This is a genomic window from Cellulomonas sp., assembly GCF_965229465.1.
GTDB lineage: Bacteria > Actinomycetota > Actinomycetes > Actinomycetales > Cellulomonadaceae > Cellulomonas.
Genome location: NZ_OZ245882.1, coordinates 3,677,291 through 3,694,609, shown reverse-complemented (window position 1 = coordinate 3,694,609; position 17,319 = coordinate 3,677,291). Strand labels below are relative to the sequence as shown.

The window sequence follows — 17,319 nt, the reverse complement described above, 5'->3', positions numbered from 1 at the left end:
CACGCTGACACTCCCGGCACTGTCAATCCGCGGCGAGCCGACCGGGTGACGTCACAGGTCTCGGCTAGGTTCTCGTCGCCCGGCAGCGTCGCCGGCGTGGGACACCACCAGCACGGAGGGCACGTCATGGGAGTCGTCGTCGGGATCTACCGCCTCGCGCTGGCGGCGGTCACGTTCCTCGCACTGTTCTGGGCGCCGAGCACCGGCGTCACGTTCGACCTCGAGGACTACGTCTACTTCACCAACCAGTCGAACCTGATGCTCGCCGTGGTGATGCTCTGGGGCGGCGTCGCCGTGCTCGCCCGGCGGGCCGAGCCGCCGCCGTGGCTGTTCGGCGCGGTGACGCTCTTCCTGCTCATCACCGGGCTCGTCTCCTACCTGATCCTCGACCCGGCCCCTCCGGGCGAGGAGGTCATCGCCCTCGGGCTCACCCACGACCAGCTGGTGCACCGCCTGACACCGATCGCGACGTTCGTGCACTTCCTGCTCCTGGTCCCGCACCGCCGCCTGCGCATCCGCACCGCCGCGTACTGGCTGCTCTACCCGGTGGCGTACTGCTCGTTCAGCACGGTCCGGGGCCTGCTGAGCCCGACCAGCGACTACCCGTACGGCTTCGTCGACGTCTCGGAGCTCGGGTACGGCGGGCTGGTGCTCAACGTGCTCATCTACGGCGTCGGGTTCTTCCTGCTCGGCCTCGTCCTGGTGGGCCTGGACCGGCTCCTGCCCGCGCGGGCGATCATCGGCCGACGCGAGCCCGAGCCGACCCCGCGCGCGTCGCTGGTCCCCGCGGAATGATGTCGCCATGTCCGTGAACCTCACCCGTCCCGTCGCCCCCGACCCGTACTCGCTGCTCCCGGCCGTCCCCGACTTCACGCTGACCAGCGACGACGTCGGCCCCGGCGAGCGCCTCCCGGACGTCCACACGAACACCGACGCCGGCAGCAACGTCTCGCCTCAGCTGTCCTGGGAAGGCTTCCCCGAGGCCACGCGGTCGTTCCTGATCAGCTGCTTCGACCCGGACGCGCCCGGCCCGGCCGGCTGGTGGCACTGGACCGTCGTCGACGTCCCCGCCACCACCACGTCGCTGGCCGCCGGTGCGGACCTGCCCGCCGGGGCGTTCGCCCTGCGCGGCGACGACGGCGAGGCCCGCTACGTCGGCGCCGCTCCCCCGCCCGGGGACCAGGTGCACCGCTACTTCTTCGTCGTGCACGCCCTCGACGTGCCGTCCCTCGGGCTCGGCCCGGACGCGATGCCGGGCGCCGCGAACACCGCGGTCACCTTCCACACGCTCGCGCGCGCGGTCCTCGTCGGGACCTACCAGCGGTGACCCTCGGCACACTGACCTGGGTGCGCGCGCTCGACCGCCCGGACCTGCTCGCGCCCTCGACGCTGAGCGCGATCACCGCCTGGGCCGCGACCGACCCGACCGTCGCCGACGCGGTGCTGGTCACGGAGATCGACCCGGACCTGGCGGACACCGCCGCGCTGACCGAGGCCTACCGGCTGCCGCCCGCGGCGTCGGCCAACTGCGTGCTCGTCGCGGGCCGGCGCGAGGGCGAGGAGCGGGTGGCCGCGGCCGTCGTCCGGGCGACCACCCGTGCGGACGTGAACTCCACGGTCAAGCGGCTGCTCGACGTCCGCAAGGCGTCCTTCCTGCCCATGGACCGCGCCGTCGAGGAGTCGGGCATGGAGTACGGCGGCATCACCCCGCTCGGGCTCCCCGCCCGCTACCGGGTGCTGGTGGACGGTCTCGTCGCCGTGGACGACCCCGACTCCGGGCCGACGGTGATCATCGGCAGCGGGGTGCGCCGGTCGAAGCTCGCGCTCCCCGGGGCGCTGCTCGCGCGGGCGCCCGGCGTGGGCGTCGTCGAGGGCCTCGCGCTCGCATAAACTTTCTTCGAGTAGCATCGGAGGCAAGTTTACGAGCGGGGAGGTGGGCATGGGCAGCTACGTCACGCGGCAGTGGACGCCGCGCGCCACCGACGGCGTCCCGCGCCGGTTCACCCGCTCGGGCAGCTACCAGGCGTTCGTCCCCGACTCGCTGCTCGACCACGACCTGCCTCCCGACGCAGGCGTCACCAGGCTCCTGGACGAGGCGGAGAGCCGCGCCCGGGAGGCCGCCGACCTGGCCGCGCACGCGAGCCTCGGGCAGATCGGCGACCTGCTCGTGCGCTCGGAGGCGGCCGCGTCCTCCCTGATAGAGGGGTACGAGCCGACCGCCCGCGCGGTCGCCGTCGCAGACTTCGTGGCACGCGGCCGCGAGTCCGCCGTCACGGTCGCCCGCACGCTGCACGCGGTACGGGAGTCGGTGGAGCGCGCCCGGGACCCGGACGTGTCCCTCGTGTGGGACGTCGTGGAGCTCCAGCGACTGATCGCGCCGCGGCATGCCGGCGTGCGCACCGAACCGGTGTGGATCGGCGGCCGGACCCCGCTCGAGGCCCACTACAACGCCCCGCCGCACGAGCTCGTGCCCGGGCTGCTCGACGACCTCGACGCCTACGTGGCCTCCCGCCGGCACCGCCCCGTGCTGGCGGCCGCCCTCGCGCACGCCCAGCTGGAGACCATCCACCCGTTCGCCGACGGCAACGGCCGCGCCGGCCGGGTCCTCATCGGGACCGTCCTGGCCCGCTACGGCGTCGCGCCCCAGATCACCCTGCCCGTCAGCACCGCCCTCTTCCGCGACCGCGAGCGCTACTACGCCGCCCTGGACACCTACCGCCGCGGGGACCAGGGCGTCGCGATCGTGACGGTCGTCGCCGAGGCGGTCGTCGCGGCGGCCGCCGACGCGCTCGCGCTCTCCGGCCAGGTGACGGACTGGCAGAGCCGGCAGACCGACGCCCTCGACGCCTACCTGCGGGACCGGTCGCCGACCGGGCGCGTCCGCCGCGGCGTCGCGCACCGGGTGGTCGCCGACCTCCCCACGCATCCCGTGCTCGACGCGGCGTCCGTGGCCGCGCGGTACGAGATCACGACGGTCGCGGCTCGGAACGCCCTCGACTCGCTCGCCGGCGCGGGGGTGCTGCGCACGGACCGGAAGGCGGACCGCACGCGCACGGTCTACGTGGCCACCGGGCTGCTGGACCTCGTCGCGGAGCCGGGCACGCCCGAGGCCGACGGCGTCGAGGTCGCCGTCGCACCGGCCGCACCGGGCCCGGAGACGGCGTGCGGCGCCTGGCTCCCCCGCGCCGGTCGCGCCTGCCGCCTGCCCCGCGGCCACCGGGGCCAGCACCGCTGACGTCGGTGCCTCGCGCTAGGGTGCGCGGCATGAGCCGGACGACCCACCGCGTCATCAGGGACAGGGCGGTGTGCCGCGCGCACGGGATCGCGGGCGTGCTGGTCCAGCCGGCCGCCGGTGCCGAGACCGCGGTCGTGGTCCTCGGCGGGTCCGAGGGCGGGATGCACGAGCGGGATGCCGTCGCGCTCGCGGAGGAGGGGTTCGCCGCGCTCGCCCTCGCCTACTTCGGGGCGGCCGGCGTCCCGAGGATGCTCCTCGACGTCCCCCTCGAGTACTTCGGCCGGGCGATCGACCTGCTCGAGACGCAGGGGTTCGCACCCGGTTCGATCGGTCTGCTCGGCGGCTCCCGTGGCGGCGAGGCGGCGCTGCTGGTGGGCAGCCGCGACGAGCGCGTGGGGTCGGTGGTCAGCGTCGTCGGCAGCGGGGTCGTCACCGCCGGCATCGACTACGACGTGGGCCGGCTGGACCGGATCCTGCGGTCGTCCGGCCCGGCCTGGACCCTGGACGGCGAGCCGCTGCCGTTCCTGGCGTACGCGGTCACGCCCGAGCTCCAGGAGGCGATCGAGCGCCACGACCCGGTCGCGCTGCGCGACGGGTTCGCCCCGCTCCCGACCGACCCCGACGCGCTGGAGCGCGTGAGCATCCCGGTCGAGCGCATCCGCGGCGGCGTCCTGCTCGTGGCCGCCGGCGACGACCAGATGTGGGACTCCCCGGCGTACCACCAGGTCGCGGCCGACCGCCTGGCCGATCACCCGTTCCCCTGGGCGAACGTCGTGCTCGACAGCGTCGGGCACCTGATCGCCGGCCCGCCCGGCGGCATCGCGACCAGCCAGGGCTCCGGACCGGGAGTGACGTTCCGCTACGGCGGCGACCCGGTCCTCACGGCGCACGCCCGCCGGGAGACGTGGGCGCGGACCATGGGCTTCCTGCGCTACACGCTCCCGCGTGACGATCCTGCGTGAACGCGGTCAGCTGTTCTGCCCACATCAGCCGGCCAACTCTGGGACCGTCTTCGCGTGATGGCAGAGGAGCGGTTCTGGGCACTGATCGACGAGCTCGGCGGGGTCGCCGACGACCGCGGCCGGCACCGCCTGTGGCTCGCACTCCGCCGACTCGAGGACGGGGACGAGGTGCTGGCGTTCCACGACCGCTTCTCCGAGGTACTCCACCGACTGGACCTTCGCTCGATCGCGACGCAGAGGTGGCGGGCGAGCGACCAACCGTGGTGGCTCTCGAGGGTTCCCGGCATCAGCGCCGACGGCTTCCTCTACGCACGCTGCGCGGCGGTCGCGGAGGGCCGGACGACGGTCGAGGCGATCCTCGCGGAGCACTCGGCGTTCCGACGTCGCTGGGAGCTGGCGGAAGAGCTGCTGACGGTCGCGCCGGAGGCGTACGAAGCGACGACCAAACGCCCCTTCCCCGGGACCGTGACGCTCCCTACAGCTACGAGACCGGGTCGAACGAGCTCGGCGGGTGGCGGCGCCGCGCGCTGCCACCCGGTAATCCTCAGTGATGTGCCTGGCGAGGCGGCTTCACTGCACCCGGGTCGCCCAGAACGCGACCGCGGCGGCCGCGGCGACGTTGAGCGAGTCCACCCCGCCCGCCATCGGGATCCGCACCACCAGGTCCGACCCGGCGACGGTCACCGGCTTGAGCCCGTGCCCCTCGGCACCCAGCACGAGCGCGAGCCGCTCGGGCGGGTCGGACACCAGCTGGTCGAGCGTGATCGCGTCGTCCGACAGGGCCAGCGCCGCGGTGACGAACCCGGCCTCGCGCAGCAGGGCGATCCCCTCGGGCCAGGGGTCGATCCGCGTCCACGGCACCTGGAACACGGTCCCCATCGAGACTCGTACGGACCGTCGATAGAGCGGGTCGGCGCAGCGCGGGGTGACCAGCACGGCGTCCACGCCGAGCGCGGCGGCGGACCGGAAGGCCGCGCCGACGTTGGTGTGGTCGACGATGTCCTCGAGCACCGCGACCCGACGCGCGCCGACCAGCAGCTCCGAGACGGGCGCGAGCGGCGGCCGGTGCATCGCTGCGAGCGCCCCGCGGTGGACGTGGAACCCGGTGATCGCCTCGAGCACGGGCTCCTCGGCCACGTACACGGGGACGACCGCGTCGTCGGCCGGCAGGCTCGCCAGCAGCCGCTCCAGGTCCGGCAGCCACCGCGGCGACAGCAGGACCGACCGCGGCCTGTGCCCAGCGGCGAGCGCGCGGCCGAGGACCGTGGAGCTCTCGGCGATGTAGAGGCCCTTGGCGGGCTCCTGCCGCGAGCGCAGCGCGACGTCGGTCAGGGAGACGTAGTCGGCGAGGCGCTCGTCGGCGGGGTCGGTGACGGGCTGGACGGAGGCGACGGGCACCCGCTCATCCTTCCAGCCGGACGACGACCTCCCCGTCGCGCTCCAGCGAGAACGGCATGCCGTCGACGGAGTAGTCGCCGAGGAACCCGCTCACCGGCACGCGTCCCGTCGAGGAGGTCCGCAGCGTCGTCGGCGCCAGCCACCACTCGTCCTTCACCAGCCGCCGCAGCGCGTCGTACGAGGGCTTGGGCGTGCCGTCGGCCCGCACCAGCCCGCCGGGTGCGCCCAGCCACGCGCCCTCGTCGGTGATCCCCCAGTACGTCGCCGCCTGCACCGCCGGGTGCCCGACCAGGGTGCGGTAGTGCCGCTCGATCTCGTCCGCCTGCCGCGCCTCCCCGTCGGGCGTCGAGGGCCACGACGGGACCTGGTGGTCGTTCAGGTCGTCGATGTGCGCGGGCATGAGCTCGCCGGACAGCAACGTCGTCTCGGTCAGGTGCAGCGGGAGCCCGAAGCGCGCGAACCGGTCGAGGATCGCCAGCGTCTTCTCCTCACCCCAGTAGCCCTGGTGCATGTGGCTCTGGAGCCCGAGCGCGTCGACCTGGATGCCCGCCTCGAGCACCCCCTCGATGAGGCACTCGTACGCGGTGGACATGTCGAAGTCGTTCAGCAGCAGGGTGGCCGACGGGTTGGTCTGGCGCGCGGCGTCGAACGCCAGCCGGATGGTGGGGATGCGTCCGCGGTCCCAGGCCAGCCGGGTCAGCCCGTTGGGTTCCTTGTCGAACACCGGCATGATCACCACCTCGTTGATCACGTCCCAGGTGTCGATCACCCCGGCGAAGTCCCCCACCTCCCGACGGATCCGCGCGTCCTGGGCCGCGGCGATCTCGTCGGTGCTCAGGTCGAGCAGCCAGGGCGCCCCGACGGTGTGCCACGCGAGCGGGTGCCCCTTGACCGCGACGCCACGGTCGGCGAACCACCGCGCCGCGGTGAGCAGCCGCGCCGTGTCCGGCCGGCCGCGCACCGGCTCGAAGCCGCCCCAGTAGAACGGCAGCGTCGCGGCGTTGAACACGTCGAGCCAGAGGTCGGCCAGCGCGGCGGCGGAGCCGACCGACGCACCGCCGAACGCGGGCGGCTCCGCGGCGTCGCCCTCGCCGTTGGCCAGCCCGACGAAGTCGAATCCGATGTTGCCGAAGAGGAACGCGTGCCGCTCCTGGGCGACCACGACGTCGGTGTCGGCGAGCGGGTGGCCGGCGCTGTCGAGGACGGTGACGACGACGTCGGCGCGCCGGTGGCTGAGCGTGGGCATGGGCCCAGCCTGCCACGGTCGAAAACGTTATCGATCCGCCACGCTGGGCTCCATCTCGACGGACGCGAGGGGGGTCCGGCGAGCAGCCCGGCCGCCCAGGAACGCCACGACCGCGCCGACGAGCGCGATGACCGGCACCACGAGGAACGCCTGGTGGGTCCCGACGGCGTCGGACAGGGCACCGAGCGCGAAGGGGGCCACCCCGATCGCCACACCGCCTGCGAGCGTCGCGCGCGCCTGCGTCGCGTCGGCGCGGCCGGGCGCGGTGGCCAGCAGGAGCGCGATGGACAGCGGGTACTGCGCGCCGTACCCGAGCCCGGCGACGAACAGGCCCACGATCGCGACGGTCGGTGTGGTCGCGGTCCACAGGATCGCCCAGCCTCCGATCGCGACGAGGAACGCGACCGCCAGCAGCATCGTCGGCGCCACCCGCAGCGAGAGCGGACCGACCACGAACCGGATGAGCGACATGCCGGCCACCAGGCCCGCGGTGGTGGCTGCGGCGATGCCCGGTCCGGCGCCGGTCTGCTCGATCACCAGGCCGGTCGCCCAGTACGTGGTGGCGAACTCCAGCGCGATCGCCGCGACGAGGGTGCCCAGGAAGAAGCGCGCAGGCAGCGACCGGACGGCGCGGACCGGAGACGGCTCGGGCGGGCCGGCCGGGTCGACCACGTCGGGCGGGGTCATCGCACCTCCCACGGAGATCCTGGTGATGACGAGCGCCGTGGCCACGGCCAGGACGGCCGTGACCGCGACCGCAGGACGCCAGCCCCACCCGACGGCGACGCACGCACCGACCGCCAGCGGGCCGAGCAGGCCGACCGACGAGCCGACGCCGTTGCCCTCGGTCAGCGCCGCGGACGCCTTGCTGCCGTGCCGCAGGGCGAGCCCAGCCTGCGCGGCGCTGATGGCGATGTTCCCGCCGACCGCCATGACGAACATGCCCGCCAGGCTCCAGCCGAGCGCGGGTGCCGCGACCAGTCCGGTCGTCCCGGCCGCGATGCACACGCACGCGATGACGACCGCGGCACGGCGGCCCCACCTGCGAACGAGCCTCGGGGTGAGGAACGCGGCGAGGATGCCACCAGTCGCCATCGCCGTCCCGTGCAGTCCCGCCTGAGCGTCGCTGATTCCTAGCTCGTCCGCGAGCAGCGGCACGCTCGGGTTGAAGCTGTACAGGAGCCAGCCCCACACCACGAACGGTCCGTAGAGCGCGAGAGTCAGCTGGTCGCGTGGGAAGCCCGTCCGGGGCGCGGGCATGGTCACGGCCCGAGCGTACGTGCCGTCAGAGGGCCCCCCGTGGGCCGTCAGTCCACCGGCGCCACGGCCGCTGCGAACTGGCTCGCGTACAACCGGGCATAGGCCCCGTCGGCGGCGAGGAGCTCGTCGTGCGACCCCTGCTCGACGATCGCGCCGTCCTCCATGACGAGGATGGTGTCGGCGTCGCGGATGGTGGACAGCCGGTGCGCGATGACGAACGACGTGCGCCCGTGCCGGAGCGCGTTCATCGCCTGCTGGACCAGCACCTCGGTGCGGGTGTCGACCGATGACGTCGCCTCGTCGAGGATGAGGATCGCCGGGTCCGCCAGGAACGCGCGGGCGATGGTGAGCAGCTGCTTCTCGCCCGCCGAGACGTTCGAGCCCTCGTCGTCGACCTTCGTGTCGTAGCCGTCGGGCAGCGTGCGCACGAACTTGTCCACGTGGGTCGCCTCCGCCGCGGCGACGATCTCCTCCTGGGTCGCCCCGTCGGCGCCGTACGCGATGTTCTCCGCCAGGGTGCCGCCGAACAGCCAGGTGTCCTGGAGCACCATGCCCATCTGCGAGCGCAGCGCGTCCCTGGTCAGCTCCCGGGTGTCCACGCCGTCGAGCGTGATCCGGCCGCCGTCCACCTCGTAGAACCGCATGAGCAGGTTCACCAGCGTCGTCTTGCCGGCACCCGTGGGGCCGACGATCGCGATCGTCTGGCCCGGCTCGGCCGTCAGGGACAGGTCCTCGATGAGCGGCTTGTCGGGCGAGTAGCTGAACGCCACGTGCTCGAAGGCGACCCGTCCCCGGGTGGGCTGGACAGGCGGGGTCGGGTCCGCCGGGTCGGGTGACTGCTCGGCGGCGTCGAGCAGCTCGAACACCCGCTCCACCGACGCGACCCCGGACTGGAGCAGGTTGGCCATCGAGGCGATCTGCGTGATCGGCTGCGTGAACTGGCGGCTGTACTGGATGAACGCCTGCACGTCACCGAGCGTCATGGTGCCCGACGCGACGCGCAGCCCGCCGACGACCGCGACGATCACGTAGTTGAGGTTGGACACGAACCCGAGCGCCGGCTGGATGATCCCGGAGATGAACTGGGCCCGGAAGCTCGCGTCGTAGAGCTTCTCGTTCCGCTCGGCGAACACCTCGGCCGCCTCGGCCTGCCGCCCGAACACCGTCACCAGCGCGTGGCCCGTGAACATCTCCTCGATGTGCGCGTTCAGCTTGCCGGTCCACGCCCACTGCTCCATGAACTGCGGCCGGGACCGCTTGGCGATGGCGCCGGCGATCATCACCGAGAGCGGCACGGTGACCAGCGCGATCACCGCGAGCAGCGGGGAGATGAGGAACATCATCACCAGCACGCCGACCACGGTGAGCACCGAGGTGATCAGCTGCGAGAGCGTCTGCTGGAGCGTCTGCGCCACGTTGTCGATGTCGTTGGTCACCCGGCTGAGCAGCTCGCCGCGCGGCTGGGAGTCGAGGTACCGCAGCGGCAGCCGCGACAGCTTCGCCTCCACCCGCTGGCGCAGCCCGTACACGACGCGCTGCACGACGACCGCGGTCAGCCGCCCCTGAAGCCAGCCGAACAGGAACGAGCCCACGTAGATGAGCAGCACGACCATGAGCAGCTGCCACAGGCGGTCGAAGTCGATCCCCACGCCGGGCACGGCCCCGCTGCCGGCGACGACGTCGGCGAACGTGTCCTGCCCGCTCGCGCGCAGCGCCGAGACTGCTTGGTCGGTGGTGGTGCCGGCCGGGAACGCGGCGCCCAGCTGCGTGCCGATGACCCCGTCGAAGATGATGTTCGTGGCGTTGCCCAGCAGCTTGGGCCCGATGACCGCGAGCACCACCGAGGCGACCGCCAGGGCGATGATGAGCACCATCGGCAGCCGCTCGCCGCGCATCTCGCGCAGGAAGCGGCCGGCGGACCCGCGGAAGTTCATCGACTTCTCGACGGGCATGCCCATCGACATCATCGGGCCGCCGGGACCGCGGCGGACGGGCGGGATGCGCTGTGTCTGGGTGCTCATGCCGCCTCCTCCACGCTGACCTGCGAGTACACGATCTCCCGGTAGGTCTCCGACGACTCCAGCAGCTCGGCGTGCGTGCCCACCCCCACCACCAGCCCGTCCTCCATGACGACGATGCTGTCCGCGTGCCGGATCGTGGCCACCCGCTGCGCGATGACGAGCACGGTGGCCTCCCGGGTCTCCGGCACCAGTGCCGCCCGCAGCCGCGCGTCCGTGGCGTAGTCGAGCGCGGAGAACGAGTCGTCGAACAGGTAGATGTTCGGGCGCCGCACCAGGGCTCTGGCGATGGCGAGCCGTTGTCGCTGACCGCCCGAGACGTTGGTGCCGCCCTGCGCGATCTCCGCGTCGAGCCCGCCCTCGAGCGCCTCGACGAAGTCGCGGGCCTGCGCGACCTCGAGCGCGTGCCAGAGCTCCTCGTCGGACGCGCCCGACCGGCCGTACTCGAGGTTGGACCGGACCGTGCCGACGAAGAGGAACGGCTTCTGCGGGACCAGTCCGATCTGGGTCCACAGCTGGTCCGCGTCGAGCGCGCGGACGTCGACGCCGTCGATCAGCACCTCGCCGCCCGTCACGTCGAACAGCCGCGGGATCAGGTTGAGCAGGGTCGTCTTGCCGGCACCCGTGGAGCCGATGATGGCCGTGGTCCTCCCCGGCTCGGCCACCAGGTCCACCCCGTGCAGGACCGCGCGCTCGGCACCCGGGTAGCGGAACTCGACGCCCCGCAGCTCCAGGAGGCCCGGCCGCGACGCGGCGCCGGTGCGCAGCGTGGCCGGCTGCGCGGGCGGCACCACGGAGGTGCTGGTGAGCAGCACCTCGCCGATGCGCTCGGAGGACACGACGGCCCGCGGGACCATCACGAACATCATCGTGGACATCATCACGGCCATGAGGATGTACGCGATGTAGGACAGGAACGCGGTGAGCTGCCCGATCATCAGGTGGCCCGCGTCGATGCGCTGCGCACCGAACCACAGGACGGCGACCGTGGTGGCGTTGAGCACCAGCATGACCGCCGGGAACATCAGCGCCATGAGCTTGCCCACCCGCAGCGAGGTGTCGTAGAGGTCGGAGTTCGCCCCGTCGAACCGGGCGGACTCCCGGCGCTCCCGCACGAACGCCCGCACCACCCGGACGCCCGCGATCTGCTCGCGCAGCACCCGGTTGATGCCGTCGATCCGCTTCTGCATGGTCCGGAAGTACGGGATCATCCGCGTGACGATCAGGGCGATGACGAGGCCGAGCACGGGCACCGAGACCAGGAGGACGGCCGACAGCCCGACGTCCTCGCGCATCGCCATGACCACGCCGCCGACCAGCATGATCGGCGCCATGATCATCAGGGTGAACGTCAGCAGCACCACCATCTGCACCTGCTGCACGTCGTTCGTCGTGCGGGTGATGAGCGTGGGCGCCCCGAACTTGGCGACCTCCTGCGCGGAGAACGTCTGCACGTGCCCGAACAGCCGCTTGCGCACGTCGCGGCCGAACGCCATGGCGGTGCGCGAGCCGAAGTACACGGCGATCACGGCGGCGATCACCTGCACCAGGCTCACCGCGAGCATCACGCCGCCCAGCCGCATGATCTCCGCGGTGTCGCCCTGCGCCACGCCGTCGTCGATGATCCGCGCGTTGAGGCTGGGCAGGTAGAGCGTCGCGATCGTCTGCACCAGTTGGAGCACGACCACGGTGAGGACCGCACCCTGGTAGGGCGCGAGGTGCTCCTTGAGCAGCTTGACGAGCATCACACGCTCCTGTCGGTCGGGGTGGGGGCGAGGACTCCGTGCAGGATCAGGTCGATGAGCTGCTCGTGGTCGGGGGGGCCGGTGTCGAGCCCGCGCCGGGCGGCGTCGACGGTACGCATCGTGAAGCCGATGAGCACGGTGTTAAAGAGCTCGATCACGTCGGCGACGGGCAGGCGCAGCAGGTCTGCGTCGGGCTCCAGCAGCTCGGCGACGGCGGCGGTCACGGCGGCGGTCCCCGCCTGCTGCCGACGCCCCCACTGCCGGATGGCCGCCTCGCGGTGCTCCCCCGTGGGGCCGGTGGGCTCGAGCCGACCGACCTCGTGCAGCAGTCCCATCCACCGCATCGAGTCGCCGACGTGCGCATGCGCCTGCACCATCAGCGCGGTCAGCTTCTCGCGCAGAGGCAGCGCGCGGTCGATGGTGCGGACCTCCGGCACGGAGTCCGCGGGGTCGATCGCCGCGAGCACCGCCTCGCGGATCAAGGTCACCTTGTCGGTGAACACCCGGAAGAGCGTGCCTTCCGCGACGCCGGCCGCCTCGGCGAGCTCGCGGGACGTGACTGCGGCCCCGCGCTCGAGGAGCACGGGACGGACGGCCAGCAGGATCGCCGCGCGCCGCTCGTCGGGCGGCAGCGGCGTCGCGCGCCCGGAGCGGGGCGGGACCGGCTCGGTGAAGGTTCCCACGCGGCGAGGGTAACTGAGTGAGCGCTCACTCCGGTACACCACGCGTGTTCGCTGTGAGCGAACATGCCGCAGGGCCGGACCCGGGGGGATCCGGCCCTGCGAGCGTCAGGCGGTCGGCGCGTCCTCGGGCGGGGGCTCGGGCGCCCGCGGGGGCACCGCTCCCCCACCAGGCCGCTGACCGAGCTCCACGGAGGGGTCGAACGGCAGACCGCTCAGGGTGCCCGAGCTGGTGGCGTCCGCGGTCGCCGCCGCCGACTCCCGTCGCGCCTCGGCGAGCGCCTCGGCCGGATCGGTCAGCGTGGTCGGCGGCAGGTCGTCGCCCAGCGGCGAGGTGCCGGCGGGGCGGCCCGAGTCGGACACTCCCCCGTCGCTCCCGGTGAACGCGCCGCCGAACCCCTTCGCGAACGTGCCCAGCGCGCTGGTCAGCTCCGACGGCAGGAACCACATCTTGTTGGACGGGGTCGCCGCGATCTTCGGCAGCACCTGGAGGTACTGGTACGCCAGCAGCTTCGGGTCGGCGTCGCCACGGTGCACCGCGTCGAACACCTGGAGGATGGCCCGCGCCTCGCCCTCGGCCGTGAGGATCGCCGCCTGGGCGCCACCCTCGGCCCGCAGGATCGCGGCCTGCTTCTCGCCCTCGGCCGTGAGGATCTGCGACTGCTTGAAGCCCTCGGCCGTGAGGATCGCGGCGCGACGGTCACGCTCGGCGCGCATCTGCTGCTCCATCGAGCCCTTGATGGACTCCGGCGGGTCGATCGACTTGAGCTCGACGCGGTTCACGCGCACGCCCCAGCGCCCGGTCGCCTCGTCGAGCACGCCGCGCAGCTGGCCGTTGATCTGGTCGCGGCTGGTCAGCGTCTGCTCGAGGTCCATCGACCCGACGACGTTACGGAGCGTGGTGACGGTGAGCTGCTCGATGCCCTGGATGTAGTTGGCGATCTCGTAGACCGCCGACTTGGGCTCGGTCACCTGGAAGTAGATGACCGTGTCGATGCTCACCACGAGGTTGTCCGACGTGATCACGGGCTGCGGCGGGAACGACACCACCTGCTCGCGCAGGTCGACGCCGGCCCGCACGCGGTCGACGAACGGGATGAGCAGGTGCAGGCCGGCATCCAGCGTGCGGGAGTAGCGCCCGAGCCGCTCGACGATGATCGCGACGGCCTGCGGCACGATCTTGACCGCCCGTACCAGCGCGATGACGACGAACAGCAGCACCAGTCCCAGCACGAGATAGAGGGCGAGCTGCCCACCGCTCGGGTCGTCCATGGATCCTCCTGGGGTACACGCGGGCGAGCTGCCCGCGAAGGTTCTGTGCTCAGGCGCCGGTGACGGGGACGACGACGGCCGTCGCACCGTCGATCCGGGACACCCGCACCTCGGTGCCCGGCAGGATCGCCTCGGCGGCATCCGCCCGGGCGCTCCACACCTCACCGTTGAGCTTCACGCGGCCGCCCTCGACCGTCACGGTCGAGACGACCACCGCGTCGCGGCCGACGAGCGCCGCGGCGTTGGTCTCCACGAGCGGCATCCGGGCCTTCAGGTGCCGCAGCAGCCACGGCCGCAGGGTGGCGAGCAGCAGGACGGAGGTCACGGCCGCGACGATGAACTGCACGCCGATCGGGGCGCCGAGCCAGTAGGCGATCGCACCCGCGATGGCGCCGCCGGCGAACATCGCGAGCACCAGGTCGAGCGAGAGCATCTCCAGGATGCCCAGCGCGAGAGCCGCTCCGATCCACCACAGCCAACCCATCGGTGCCCACTCCCTCGGTCAGGGCAGGTCCGACGCCGGATCCTGCTGTCCAACCGATACTAGACGGGTTCTTTGCGAACCTGTGGGGAAATGCTCAGCCCTGAGAGGAAGCGGCGCGCGCCGACCAGCGACCGTCCGTCTTGTCCACGACGAGCGGGAGATCGAATGCACCCGACAACGTCTCCGGAGTCAGCACCTCGTCGATCGGGCCGGCCGCGAACGCCTTGCCCTGACGCAGCAGCAGGAGGTGCGTGAAGCCGGGCGGGATCTCCTCGACGTGGTGCGTGACCAGCACCATGACCGGAGAACGGTGGTCGCCGGCCAGCTCGGCGAGTGCCGCGACGAGCTCCTCGCGGCCCCCGAGGTCGAGCCCCGCGGCGGGCTCGTCGAGCAGCAGCAGCTCGGGATCCGTCATCAGCGAGCGGGCGATCTGCACGCGCTTGCGCTCCCCCTCGGACAGGGTGCCGAAGGTGCGGTCGGACAGGTGCGCCACGCCGAACGCGGCCAAGAGGTCCGAGGCCCGCGAGTCGTCGAGCGCCTCGTACTCCTCACGCCACCGGCCGGTCACGCCGTACGCGGCGGTGAGCACGACGTCGCGCACGCTCTCCCCCGGTGGGATGCGGTCCGCGAGCGACGCGCTGGACAGGCCGATGCGCGGGCGCAGCTCGAAGACGTCGACCCGGCCCAGCCGCTCGCCGAGCAGGTCGGCGGTCCCGCCCGTCGGGTGCATCCGTCCGGACGCGACCTGGAGCAGCGTGGTCTTGCCCGCGCCGTTGCGGCCGAGCACCACCCACCGCTCGCCCTCGCGGACCGTCCACGTCACCTCGTCGAGGATCGTCGTCGTTCCCCGGCGGATCGTCACGGCCTGGAGGTCGAGCACGTCGGTCATGGGCATGACCCTAACCGTCGAGCCGCACGTCGGCGGCCCACGACGGGCCGCTCGTCGGTGCCCTCGGTCACGACCTACGGTTGTCCCGTGGACCTGACCCTGGAGCTCCCCCGCTCCGTCCTCCTCGCGCTCTGGCTGGCGGACGACAGCACCGACCGCGCGGTGCTCGTCGACGCCGTGCAGTCCGACGACGAGCCGCACACGGTCCAGCGCCGGCCGTCGCACGACGAGCCGCTCCGCGACGACCTCACCGACCAGCCGCTCGGTGCGCTCCTCGACGCGTGCGCCGGCGCGCCCCGCGACGTCGCCGCCGTGCTGCCCGTGCCGGGCGACCCGGGCGCCACGCCGGCGACGGTGAGCTCCGCGGCGACCGAGGCCGGCGAGGCCGTGCTGATCCGCACCCCGCAGGAGTGCCTCGTCGCGGTACCCGTGGTGCAGCGCTTCGGGTCCGCGCTCGAACCCGGGCACCTGGTCACGTGGGAGCTCTCCGACGTCCCCGACTGGCGGCACGCGGTGCACGCGCAGACCGGGACGCTCCAGGACGCGGAACGCGAGCTGCGCCACGGGCTGCTCCAGGCGACCGAGGCGCTGGTCCGCCTCGACGTCGCGCAGTGGCGCCCCGACGCCGCCGAGACGGTGGCCGCCCTGCGGGAGCTGGAGCTGCCCGCGTGGCGGCTGCCCGACCGGCTCGACGGCCGCCGTGTGCGGGTGCTCGCCAGCGCGGCGCGGCTGCGGGCGATCGTCGCCCTGGCCACGCAGGACGACGGCGCGGCGGTGAACCTGTGGCAGGCCGACCAGAGGTCGACGGCGCTGCGCGAGGTGGACCGCATGGCCCGCCGGGCGATGGCCGCCGCGGCGTCCCAGGTGACGGCCTGACGGTCAGCCGAGCGCCGCTCGATACACCTCCAGCGTCCGCTCGGCGATCGCCTCCCACGTGAAGTGGTCCTCGACCCGCCTGCGCGACGCCAGACCCCACTGCGCCGTCCGCGCCTCGTCGCCGACGACGTCGGTGAGCGCCTCGGCCAGGTCGTGCACGAACCGGTCCGGGTCGACCGGCGTGCCCGTGCCGTCCTGGAGCTGGTCGATCGGCACGAGCCGGCCTGTGACGCCGTCGTCGATGACCTCCGGGATGCCCCCGGTCGCGGTCCCGACCACCGGCAGGCCGACCGCCATGGCCTCGAGGTTGACGATGCCGAGCGGCTCGTAGACCGACGGGCACGCGAAGACCGTGCCGTGCATGAGGACGGCGATCAGCTCGTCGCGCGGCAGCATCTGCTCGATCCAGACGACCCCGGACCGCTTGGTGCGCAGCTGCTCGACCAGCCCGGTCACCTCCGCCATGATCTGCGGCGTGTCCGGCGCTCCCGCGCAGAGGACCACCTGGACCTCGGGCGGCAGCAGCTCGACCGCGCGCAGGAAGTACGGCAGGCCCTTCTGCCGGGTGATCCGGCCCACGAAGACGACGCTGGGGCGGGACGCGTCGATGCCCAGCGCCCGGACGGTCGCCGCGGCCTTCGCCACCGCCTCGTCGCTGGTCGGTCGCTGCCACTGGTCGAGGTCGATCCCGTTGTGCACCACCTTGACCCGCGCCGGGTCCACGCTCGGGTAGGCCCGCAGGATGTCCTCGCGCATGCCGCCGCTGACCGCGATGACGGCCGCAGCACCCTCGTACGCGGTCTTCTCGGCCCAGCTGGACAGGGCGTAGCCGCCGCCCAGCTGCTCGGCCTTCCACGGGCGCAGCGGCTCGAGGCTGTGCGCCGAGACGACGTGCGGCAGCCCGTGCAACAACCCGGCGAGGTGGCCGCCGAGGTTGGCGTACCAGGTGTGCGAGTGCACCAGGTCGGACGCGACGCCGTCGGCGCCGACCGCGCCCACCGCGTCGGCCATCTCGAGGTCGATCCCGAACGTCTGGAGCGCTGCGTTGGCCCCCGCGAGCTCGGTGGGGACGGAGTAGCCCGTCACGCCCGGTGCGTCGCGCGGGCCGTCGAAGCAGTGCACGCGCACGTCGATGGTGCGCTCGAGCACCCGGGTCAACCCCGCGACGTGGACGCCCGCTCCGCCGTACACGTGCGGCGGGTACTCCCGGGTCAGCAGGTCGACTCGCACAGCAACCATCCCCTCGCCACCGGC

The 17,319-nt window shown here is 72.9% G+C and carries 16 protein-coding genes and 1 pseudogene; 7 read left to right on the top strand and 10 right to left on the bottom strand.

Annotated elements, in window-relative coordinates; genetic code table 11:
• Positions 1–126: 126 nt before the first annotated feature.
• From ACO06A_RS17480 to ACO06A_RS17455, 6 genes and pseudogenes are all read left to right on the top strand, one after another.
• Positions 127–795, top strand: coding sequence for a Pr6Pr family membrane protein (locus tag ACO06A_RS17480; protein WP_421733465.1), 669 nt, complete (start codon positions 127–129; stop codon positions 793–795).
• Positions 796–802: 7 nt separating this feature from the next.
• On the top strand, positions 803–1,327 hold the full coding sequence (locus ACO06A_RS17475; protein ID WP_421733464.1) for a YbhB/YbcL family Raf kinase inhibitor-like protein: 525 nt from the start codon (positions 803–805) through the stop codon (positions 1,325–1,327).
• Positions 1,324–1,890, top strand: coding sequence for a YbaK/EbsC family protein (locus ACO06A_RS17470; RefSeq protein WP_421733463.1), 567 nt, complete (start codon positions 1,324–1,326; stop codon positions 1,888–1,890). The genes ACO06A_RS17475 and ACO06A_RS17470 overlap by 4 nt, the downstream gene beginning before the upstream one ends.
• A 49-nt stretch (positions 1,891–1,939) precedes the next feature.
• Complete coding sequence (locus tag ACO06A_RS17465) at positions 1,940–3,235, top strand: Fic family protein (protein ID WP_421733462.1); 1,296 nt, start codon at positions 1,940–1,942, stop codon at positions 3,233–3,235.
• A 29-nt stretch (positions 3,236–3,264) separates the two neighbouring features.
• A complete protein-coding gene (locus ACO06A_RS17460; RefSeq protein ID WP_421733461.1) occupies positions 3,265–4,197 on the top strand; it encodes an alpha/beta hydrolase in 933 nt (310 codons plus the stop codon).
• Between the two features lie 57 nt (positions 4,198–4,254).
• A pseudogene (locus ACO06A_RS17455) lies at positions 4,255–4,572 on the top strand (DUF4240 domain-containing protein); the annotation flags it as partial.
• Positions 4,573–4,767: 195 nt separating this feature from the next.
• Here ACO06A_RS17455 and ACO06A_RS17450 read toward each other — a convergent pair.
• The 9 genes from ACO06A_RS17450 to ACO06A_RS17410 form a co-directional block, all read right to left on the bottom strand.
• On the bottom strand, positions 4,768–5,595 hold the full coding sequence (locus ACO06A_RS17450; protein WP_421733460.1) for a TrmH family RNA methyltransferase: 828 nt from the start codon (positions 5,593–5,595) through the stop codon (positions 4,768–4,770).
• Between the two features lie 4 nt (positions 5,596–5,599).
• Positions 5,600–6,841, bottom strand: a complete 1,242-nt coding sequence (locus ACO06A_RS17445) for an endo-1,4-beta-xylanase (protein WP_421733459.1) — start codon at positions 6,839–6,841, stop codon at positions 5,600–5,602.
• Positions 6,842–6,868: 27 nt separating this feature from the next.
• Positions 6,869–8,101 (bottom strand): MFS transporter, encoded by a 1,233-nt coding sequence (locus tag ACO06A_RS17440; RefSeq protein WP_421736089.1) that lies wholly within the window; start codon positions 8,099–8,101, stop codon positions 6,869–6,871.
• A gap of 47 nt (positions 8,102–8,148) precedes the next feature.
• Complete coding sequence (locus tag ACO06A_RS17435) at positions 8,149–10,122, bottom strand: ABC transporter ATP-binding protein (protein ID WP_421733458.1); 1,974 nt, start codon at positions 10,120–10,122, stop codon at positions 8,149–8,151.
• Entirely contained in the window at positions 10,119–11,864 is a 1,746-nt protein-coding gene (locus tag ACO06A_RS17430; RefSeq protein WP_421733457.1) for an ABC transporter ATP-binding protein, read from the bottom strand. Before ACO06A_RS17430 ends, ACO06A_RS17435 begins: the two co-directional genes overlap by 4 nt.
• Positions 11,864–12,547 carry a TetR/AcrR family transcriptional regulator gene (locus ACO06A_RS17425; protein ID WP_421733456.1) on the bottom strand — a complete coding sequence of 228 codons (684 nt, stop codon included), beginning with the start codon at positions 12,545–12,547 and terminating at the stop codon, positions 11,864–11,866. The genes ACO06A_RS17430 and ACO06A_RS17425 overlap by 1 nt, the downstream gene beginning before the upstream one ends.
• A 105-nt stretch (positions 12,548–12,652) precedes the next feature.
• Entirely contained in the window at positions 12,653–13,816 is a 1,164-nt protein-coding gene (locus ACO06A_RS17420; RefSeq protein ID WP_421733455.1) for an SPFH domain-containing protein, read from the bottom strand.
• 49 nt (positions 13,817–13,865) lie between these two features.
• Entirely contained in the window at positions 13,866–14,300 is a 435-nt protein-coding gene (locus ACO06A_RS17415) for an NfeD family protein (RefSeq protein ID WP_421733454.1), read from the bottom strand.
• Positions 14,301–14,394: 94 nt separating this feature from the next.
• Positions 14,395–15,189: an ABC transporter ATP-binding protein gene (locus tag ACO06A_RS17410; protein WP_421733453.1), complete on the bottom strand. Its 795-nt coding sequence runs from the start codon at positions 15,187–15,189 to the stop codon at positions 14,395–14,397.
• Positions 15,190–15,276: 87 nt separating this feature from the next.
• Between ACO06A_RS17410 and ACO06A_RS17405 the strand changes: the two genes are divergently transcribed.
• Complete coding sequence (locus ACO06A_RS17405) at positions 15,277–16,065, top strand: hypothetical protein (protein ID WP_421733451.1); 789 nt, start codon at positions 15,277–15,279, stop codon at positions 16,063–16,065.
• 3 nt (positions 16,066–16,068) lie between these two features.
• On the opposite strand, the gene glgA is transcribed toward ACO06A_RS17405, so the two are convergent.
• A complete protein-coding gene (gene glgA / locus ACO06A_RS17400) occupies positions 16,069–17,295 on the bottom strand; it encodes a glycogen synthase (protein ID WP_421736088.1) in 1,227 nt (408 codons plus the stop codon).
• Between the last annotated feature and the right edge of the window lie 24 nt (positions 17,296–17,319).

Coding starts and splice junctions, on each gene's coding strand:
- ACO06A_RS17480 (WP_421733465.1), top strand. CDS start 127: ATGGGAGTCGTCGTCGGGATCTACCGCCTCGCGCTGGCGGCGGTCACG.
- ACO06A_RS17475 (WP_421733464.1), top strand. CDS start 803: ATGTCCGTGAACCTCACCCGTCCCGTCGCCCCCGACCCGTACTCGCTG.
- ACO06A_RS17465 (WP_421733462.1), top strand. CDS start 1,940: ATGGGCAGCTACGTCACGCGGCAGTGGACGCCGCGCGCCACCGACGGC.
- ACO06A_RS17460 (WP_421733461.1), top strand. CDS start 3,265: ATGAGCCGGACGACCCACCGCGTCATCAGGGACAGGGCGGTGTGCCGC.
- ACO06A_RS17445 (WP_421733459.1), bottom strand. CDS start 6,841: ATGCCCACGCTCAGCCACCGGCGCGCCGACGTCGTCGTCACCGTCCTC.
- ACO06A_RS17440 (WP_421736089.1), bottom strand. CDS start 8,101: ATGCCCGCGCCCCGGACGGGCTTCCCACGCGACCAGCTGACTCTCGCG.
- ACO06A_RS17435 (WP_421733458.1), bottom strand. CDS start 10,122: ATGAGCACCCAGACACAGCGCATCCCGCCCGTCCGCCGCGGTCCCGGC.
- ACO06A_RS17430 (WP_421733457.1), bottom strand. CDS start 11,864: ATGCTCGTCAAGCTGCTCAAGGAGCACCTCGCGCCCTACCAGGGTGCG.
- ACO06A_RS17420 (WP_421733455.1), bottom strand. CDS start 13,816: ATGGACGACCCGAGCGGTGGGCAGCTCGCCCTCTATCTCGTGCTGGGA.
- ACO06A_RS17415 (WP_421733454.1), bottom strand. CDS start 14,300: ATGGGTTGGCTGTGGTGGATCGGAGCGGCTCTCGCGCTGGGCATCCTG.
- ACO06A_RS17410 (WP_421733453.1), bottom strand. CDS start 15,189: ATGACCGACGTGCTCGACCTCCAGGCCGTGACGATCCGCCGGGGAACG.